The following is an 8,322-nucleotide window of genomic DNA, read 5'->3' as shown; positions in this document are numbered from 1 at the left end:
GGTAAAATCACTGGAACCACCAAGGATGTTGCACCGAATAGCGATGTGGTGATTACCATCACGGGTTATGATGAAAATGGAGAACAAGTTAAAATTGATAGAACGGTTCAAACAGATTCAAATGGTCATTATGTTTATGAGTTAACACCAGCAGATGGTATTGCAACAGGTACGCAAGGTTCTACAGTAGATGTTGTTGCAAAAACCAATGATCGTAATGGAAATACGATTCAAGACCATGATATTGAAACAGTTGATCCTGTGATCAAAAATGATCAGTCGACGGGTGTTACAAATGGGGATAACTCCATCATTGGTACATCAGGTGATGATTTAATCGCAGGAGACACGGGTGGCTTAAAAACAAACTTTGTGGCTGGAAAGAACTATAACGTATCCATCGTTTTAGACTTGTCAGGAAGTATGCTATTTAATATGGCAGGAACGATTAGAAATGGCGCGAATGTTCCAGAAGGCGAAACGCGTCTTGAAATTGCCAAAAAAGGTTTAAAAGCCTTTATTCAACAGATGGTTGATCATGACGGTACGATTAATTTACAAATCGCATCTTTTTCAGCAAATAATGGTCTTGGAAACACCGTCAATAAAATCTATACCAATGTAAGCGTAGACAATATTGATCAAATCTTTGCGGATATTGGAACTGGAAAAAATGATGGGCTTCAAGCAGGAGGCGGAACTTATCCTGAACTAGGTTTTAATAAAGCTGTAAATTGGTTCAATGATGTGTCTGATGCTAACTTTGAAAATCAAACATATTATATTACGGATGGTGAGCCAAATAGTTCGCAAAACACACTAGATAGCGCCTTCCGTCCATTGGCTGATCAAAGTAAAGTCTTTGCTGTTGGTGTGAGTAGTGCTGTAAGTGATGCAACTGTGTCACGCTACGACAATACAGATGCGAATGGAAATAAGCTACCTAGTGCTTGGAGTGGTTCAAATCATGGAGAAGCGAAAGCAATTGCTGATGCGGATAAACTCATTGCATATTTGATCGGCGGTTCAGAAAACTTTGTACCTGCTGATGTAGGCAGCGATACCATTAAAGGTGGTGCAGGTGATGATATCTTGTTTGGTGACGCGATGAATACCAACTGGATTACATGGTCAGGTAGAGATCCTTTGATGCATCCACAATATTCAGGTTATTCAACACTGATTGCGTATTTAAAAGCAGAAGTCACAAGTGGAGCAGAACCAACCCAACAGCAAATTTATGATTTTGTGAAAGAAAATTATAAGAAATTTGTTGAAGCTGATGCGAATGACCCAGCCACTAAGGGTGGGAATGATACGATCTATGGTGGTGCCGGTGATGACATTATTATTGCAGGTGCAGGTAATGATATTATTTATGGCGGTTCTGGCAATGATATTATTTCTACAGGTCGTGGTAATGACACCATCATGTATGATGTGCTTATCAATGCTGATGCTACTGGCGGCAATGGTACTGATGTTTGGGTGGATTACCAATCAAACGATAAAATTGAATTCAGTTCTGATTTCTTTGATGGCTTACTTTCAGATAAAAGTAATATTGGAGAATTTATCAAAATTGAAGATGATGGTCGCGGTAATGCAGTACTCAAAGTAGATCGTGATGGTAGTTTAAATACTCAGCATGAATGGGCGGATATATTAATTATTGAAGGTAAGAGTAAAATAGATTTAATGGATATGATTAATCAGCAAATTGTGATCGGTTAAGTATTCTTGGCTTTGATAGATTAAATTCTAATTTTTTATAAATAAAAATGCTCCATTTGTGGGGCATTTTTATTTGACAGAATATATTGGAAAATCAATCTAAAATATTAAATCTCATTCATCCAGCAAAATCTCATCTTTATCAACCATTACGCGAAGAGTTGAAAAAATACAGATTTACTGTAAAGGCGGATTAACAAAGCTATATACTGAAGATCACGTTGATTCTGTCTAGGATAAGTTGATCAACAACAAAAGCCCAAATAATTGATTCTAAAAATAGTCCACGCAATTAAGATAGAAGTGCTTTGATTTGACTTCCATCTTAATCTTGTGATGCGAAGGATATGTTTTAATCTACGCTCCATTATAAAGAGAATAGATTAAAAACTGGGCTTACTTAATGAGCTTCTCCCCAGTTCTTGCCTTGACCAACCTCAACCTCCAAAGGGACAGATAAAGTCACAACTTTTTGCATGACATCTTTAATCTGTTCAGCCACTTGATCGGCAACAGCTTCATCGACCTCAAACACCAATTCATCGTGAACCTGTAAAAGAAGTTTTGCTTGATCTTTAGGTAGGATTTTATCAACTTCAATCATTGCCATTTTGATGATTTCTGCTGCTGAGCCTTGCAATGGTGCATTAATTGCAGCACGTTCAGCGCCTTTGCGCACCATCATATTCCGTGCATCAATATCTGGTGTATATAAACGACGGCCTGTAATGGTTTCAACAAAACCTTGCTCCAAAGCGACCTGACGAGTACGTTGCATATACTCATAAATGCCTGGATAACGGTGGAAATATTGTTTGATGTAGTTTTGTGATTCTTCACGGGTAAAGCCCAATTGACGAATCAAGCCAAACTCAGACATCCCATACAATAAGCCAAAGTTCACTGCTTTCGCTTGACGACGTTGGTCAGAAGTCACATTTTCAAGAGCAACGCCCAATACTTCAGATGCTGTGCGGCGGTGTACATCTTGTCCATTTTTAAAGGCATCGACTAAAGCCTCATCTTGCGAAAAATGTGCCATTAAACGTAATTCAATTTGAGAATAATCGGCAGCGAGTAACACACGACCTTTGGGTGCAATAAATGCTTTACGAATTTGTCGTCCAATTTCTTCACGTATTGGAATATTTTGTAAGTTCGGATCTGTTGAAGATAAACGACCAGTTGCAGTTAGCGCTTGATGATAGCTCGTATGCACTCGGTGGGTTTCATTATTCGCTTGTTTGACCAAAGCTTCAGTATAAGTACTTCGCAATTTGGTTAAACCACGATACTCAATGATCAGTTGGGTTATTGGATGATCAATTTTTTCCAAGACAGCTTCAGAGGTACTGTATTGTCCTGTTGCTGTTTTCTTGCCCCCTTTTAAACCCAGTTTTTCAAATAAGACTTCACCCACTTGCTTTGGTGAACCGACATTAAAAGATTCACCAGCGATCTCAATAATTTGATTTTCAAGGTTTTGAATTGTATTGGCGAAATCAACACTGAGTTGATCCAAAAATTTTAAATCTAGCTCAATACCATTTTCTTCCATACTGGTCAGAACGCTAGCAACAGGCATTTCAATATTGTGTAAAATTCCGCTGAGCTCTGGGATTTCTTTGAGTTTTCGTTCTAATACTTCATAAAGGCGATAAGTGACATGCGCATCTTCTGCTGCGTAATGACCAGCAGTTTCAATATCAATTTGATTAAAGGTTTTTTGCTTCGCCCCTTTACCCGCAACCTGTTCAAAGGTTGTCGTTAAATGACTCAGATAAACACGAGCAACATCATCCATACCATGACGAGTTGCTACTGAGTTCAACACATAAGATGCCAACATGGTGTCAAAGAACCAACCTTGTAGATGAATCCCATGGTTTTCAAAAATATGCGCATCATATTTTAAATGATGCCCAATTTTTTCAATATTTGGATCTTCTAAAATAGGTTTAATTTGTTGAATGATTGTTTCGCGATTGAGTTGCTGTGGCACACCTTCATAATCATGTGCTAAAGGGATGTAATAGGCATCATGCGCATCGAATGCAAGCGAGAAACCTACCATTTCAGCAACACGATAATCCAAACTTGTTGTTTCTGTATCAATTGCAAAGCGTTTTGCCGTACTTAAACGCTGGAATACTTTGTCCCAAACATCTTGACTTAATACAGTATGATACGTTGCTTCACCTAAACGGTCATCGACACTTGAACTTGTGGCTTGATCGGTGATTTCACTTTCAACAGCTTGTTCAGTTTTGATGGCACTTTGTGCAGTTTGTTTATAGGTTGAACTATTGGGATTGTTGGGATGATCTAAAGACTGTAATTGGTTACGGAACTCAAGCTCTGTATATAAGTTGCGCAATGCTTCAACATCAGGATCGCAAAGTTTTAAGTCCTCATAGCTGATGTTTAAATCAAGGTCAATGATGATGCTGGCAAGTTGATGATCAAGAGTAATCCCATCAACATTGTCTTTTAGACTTTGTCCAACTTTACCCTTGATATTGTCCACATTTTTTAAAATGCCATCGATTGAACCATATTCATTTAAAAGCTTGGCGGCAGTTTTTGCACCTACCCCAGGAACTCCACGAATACCATCTGATGCGTCTCCCATTAAGGTTAGATAATCAATAATCTGATCCGGACGTACTCCAAATTTTTCAATGACACCATCAACATCCATTGGTTTGTCTTTGAAACTGTCTTCCAATGTCACTTTATCTGTCACCAACTGCGCCATGTCTTTATCGCCAGTTGAGATTAAAACTTGATAACCTTCTTTTTCAGCACGTTTGGCTAAGGTACCGATAATGTCATCAGCTTCAGCACCTGGAAGGGTGTGAAGTGGAATCCCTAAGGCGCGAATTAGCGCATGTAAATAAGGAATTTGTTGGGATAATTCTTCAGGCATACTTGGGCGATCACCTTTATAAATCGGTGAAAGCTGATGACGAAAAGTCGGTTCAGGTGTGTCGAAAATAACAGCCATATGGGTTGGTTGTACACGACGCATAAGCTTTTGGATTGCCGAGATTGCTCCACGAATCGCATTGGTCTGTAATCCCGTTGATGTTGTTAGAGGTGGGAGTGCATGAAAGGCACGAAATAAAAAGTATGACCCATCGACCAATACAAATGGTGGCATTGATATTTTCCTAATTCAAATTACCGCTTTATTGTACGTGATTTTTCTCTGTTGCGTAGTGGCAACCATCGTGCTTGTGTTACTGAATATCTGATGAATTAACAGAATCATGTTGGAATGCTGTTGTATGATCAATATATTGAGGATGAAGAAAGTAAAAATATGCTGAAAGGGCAGAGTGAAATTCGCATTATCTGGTTAATGATGCTCATCATTATTGCGGTGAGTGCATGGTTTTTAGATGCACACGTATTGACTTATCTCTGTGGTTTAGCTTTTGTCATGAGTGTAATGCACTATGTCGATGCGATTCAAAATCCGATGTTAGATATCGCCCAAAGCATGCATTTACCGTTACATAGTACCTCAAAAGTCCCGCTCTATATTTCTTCTATCATTGCTGTTGTCGGATTAACCCTACATTTGAGTTGGATGGTGGGACTAGGTTTAACGGCATGGATTTTCTTTTTTCTTAGATGGTTGAGGCGTCTAGAACGTTATCTCACACAAGTTCAGATACAAATTCAGTCGCTTGAATATTCTGCGAATCGATCAACTGCTTCATTCTCAATTCCTTCAACGCAATCTGAAGAAGTGCCACGAGATTCCGCAACGAGTTTGATTTCACAAATTCAAGATTGGATTTTTAAGGGGAATCCTGTACTGAAAGTTGCCATATTGGTGTTGGTCATTGGCATTATACTGTTACTGCGTTTTGCAACAGAGCATTGGCAATTGAGTCTCGTAATTAAACTCACATTGGTTGCTTTATCGAGTATCGCAATCACCACACTTGGTCTGAGTCTGCAAAGTAAAAATCGTAGTTTTGCATTGGCACTGGAGGGATTGGGGCTTGCTGGATTATCTCTCACCTTATTTTTTGCATATTATACCCATGTAATTTCTAATATTTATCTGGCAAGCCTTTGCTTTGTTATGATTATGCTCATTACACTCAGCTTAAGCTTAAAGCAGCAAAGTGTTGAATTGGCACTTATGGCAATGTCAATTGCCTACATTGCACCCTTTACCTTACCCGTACGCGACGCCACTGTCGTTGAGCTTTTAACCTATTATTTGCTGATTAATATTGCAATTGCGATAATGAGCACTTTGAGACCGTGGAAATATCTGAATCAAATCGGTTTCTTGGTTACAGCAATCGTTGCGAGTGTCTATGCAATTGGTCATGGTGATTTACAAGACAAACAGACACTTACCCTTTTAATTTTTGCGCATACAGCTGTTTTTATTTGGTTGGGTTTCCGTTTTAGCCAACTAATTGCCAAACAAGATGTGGAACAATTTAAGCTTAAACCGAGTTTAGATATTGCCTTGATTTTTGGTGCTCCGATTGTCAGCTATCTTTTTTTATATTTGCTTTATTTTCATCAAAGCATGTTATTGGCGAGTTTTAGTTTAGCTTTTGCTGCGCTTTTCGCAGGTATTTATCAATTTTCAAAACGTAATCAGTCGATTCGATTGATTTCACAGAGTTATTTTAGTCTTGCCTTGATCTTTATGGCTTTGATTCCACCTATTTTATTACATGGACAATGGAGTGTAGTCGGATGGGTACTCGAAGGGTTATGTATATGGGGGTATGCATTATATCGACAATCAGCAATTAGCCGTTATTTGGCGATGGCATTGATGGTCGTTGCAGGGGCAACAAGCCTGTATTATTTATTTAAACTGCCAAACTTCCCAACTACAATGTACTGGTATTTATGTATTAGTTATATTTTTGCAGTGTTATTGGGAAATAGTCGTGAGACATTTCGACAGCAACTGAATGCGCTGTCTACCTTATTTCTGAGTTTATTGATGATTGCAGCAACGTCGATGTTGCTTATTCTACTCCTTGACTATTTTAATGGTGCTTATCGCTACATATACACATTGCTGATACTCAGCGCTACTTATCTGTTGATGAATGAATTGATGTTCAAGTTAAAAGCATTATCAACATGGTTGATCCCCAAGTGGATTGGTATTATTCCTATTTATGTTTTTGCACTGATTCTTTTATTGGATATAAGTCAAAATGGTGTATTGGTTTGGCAAACTGACATTGATCGATGGGGAATGACATTAGCAGGATTGATATTGACCACACTATGGTTAAGACCTTTTCATGCGCTACGCTTTATGGAAGAGTGGGGGAGTTTAGGCGTTTTAATCAGTTTAAGCTTAGCTAGCTTAACTTTAATTCCTTATACACCTTATATTAGTGTCGTGATATTACCTTTATTGTTTTGTGGGTGGTGCTTTATTCAGAAAAGTGCGGATTGGAAAATTTTTTGGCAAACACGAACCAGTTTGGCGCTGATGCTGATATGGATCATCTGTTCGCAATTATTTTCTCAACAGGCTTTTCAAGGCTATTTATTGCCAATCTTGAACCCATTTGATTTGGTGAGTATTGCAATGTTAATGGGCTTTTTATGGATGCTCAACTTGCAACAGAAGCTGGCTCTACAACAGGGTACAGACCAAGGTATTCTGGCTGTTTTGTCGGTTTTAAGTCTACTTTGGTTAAGTAGTTATATGGTTCTGCGTGCGCTACATGTGTATTTTGCTACACCTTATAATCAATTGGATTTATGGCAAGATGCGACGGCACAATTAAGTTTGACCTTACTTTGGGTGAGCCTGGCGTTGATTAGTATGAGTTTTGCCAGCCGTAAACAATTACGTCCTGTATGGATTTTAGGTGGCAGCATTCTGGTCATTGTGACCTTGAAGTTGGTTTTGCTTGATTTATCTCATATCGGCACACTGACCCGAGTCATATCGTTCTTGGGAGCAGGTTTTGTGATGTTACTCATCGCCTATATTGCCCCTATTCCTGAACCAAAGCGTTTAGAGTCTTAATTAAGTCTGTGGATGGTTCAAGGCGAGATATTGAAACCTTAGTGTTTATTGAGTTAAGTTCTGAGATGATTTTAGTGAGAATGTGGCTAAATTTTATTTATTCTGAACCTTCTAGTATGACTTAGAAATAAATATACCAAGTTCAAGCATATCACGAGATACTTTATTTTAGCGTTTCAATCAAATCGCTAAGATGGTGCCCAGTAATAGAAGTCCCGTATATGTTTCATCAATGTTTAGATTTATCTCAATATTAAATACTTTTTACTAAGACAAAAAAGCTGATTAGAGATTTTGATCAATGCGTGGTATATTTTTGATATTTATTTATATTTAACCTGAGTTCGATGTAATTAAATCTTCAACTCATTGAAAAATAATAAATCTCTATGGATTCTTGCTACCTTTTCATCCAATTTTAGAATGAGGAGCGGAGCTCCGCAAGCGCAACCATCAATAGCGTTTCATTTGTCTTGATCAATAAAATGAAGGCGATCAATAGATTGTTTGATGATCTAAAGCTTGCACTGCCACGCTTTACTTCTAAA

Annotated in this window: 3 protein-coding genes; 2 read left to right on the top strand and 1 reads right to left on the bottom strand. The window is 38.3% G+C overall.

Features of this window, described 5'->3' with window-relative positions; translation table 11 throughout:
• Window positions 1-1,734 (top strand): VWA domain-containing protein (locus F938_RS24530; protein WP_005033546.1); only part of this gene is annotated, 1,734 nt, incomplete at its 5' end.
• 400 nt (window positions 1,735-2,134) lie between these two features.
• Here F938_RS24530 and polA read toward each other — a convergent pair.
• The gene (gene polA / locus F938_RS16340; RefSeq protein WP_005033544.1) at window positions 2,135-4,897 is read right to left on the bottom strand and encodes a DNA polymerase I; all 2,763 of its coding nucleotides are present in this window, start codon (window positions 4,895-4,897) and stop codon (window positions 2,135-2,137) included.
• A 162-nt stretch (window positions 4,898-5,059) separates the two neighbouring features.
• Between polA and F938_RS16335 the strand changes: the two genes are divergently transcribed.
• Window positions 5,060-7,774 (top strand): DUF2339 domain-containing protein, encoded by a 2,715-nt coding sequence (locus tag F938_RS16335; protein WP_034715501.1) that lies wholly within the window; start codon window positions 5,060-5,062, stop codon window positions 7,772-7,774.
• The last annotated feature ends 548 nt before the right edge of the window (window positions 7,775-8,322 follow it).

Origin of the sequence: Acinetobacter bereziniae LMG 1003 = CIP 70.12, from assembly GCF_000368925.1 — a bacterium.
Classification (GTDB): domain Bacteria; phylum Pseudomonadota; class Gammaproteobacteria; order Pseudomonadales; family Moraxellaceae; genus Acinetobacter; species Acinetobacter bereziniae.
This window is presented reverse-complemented; position numbering and strand designations above follow the sequence as displayed.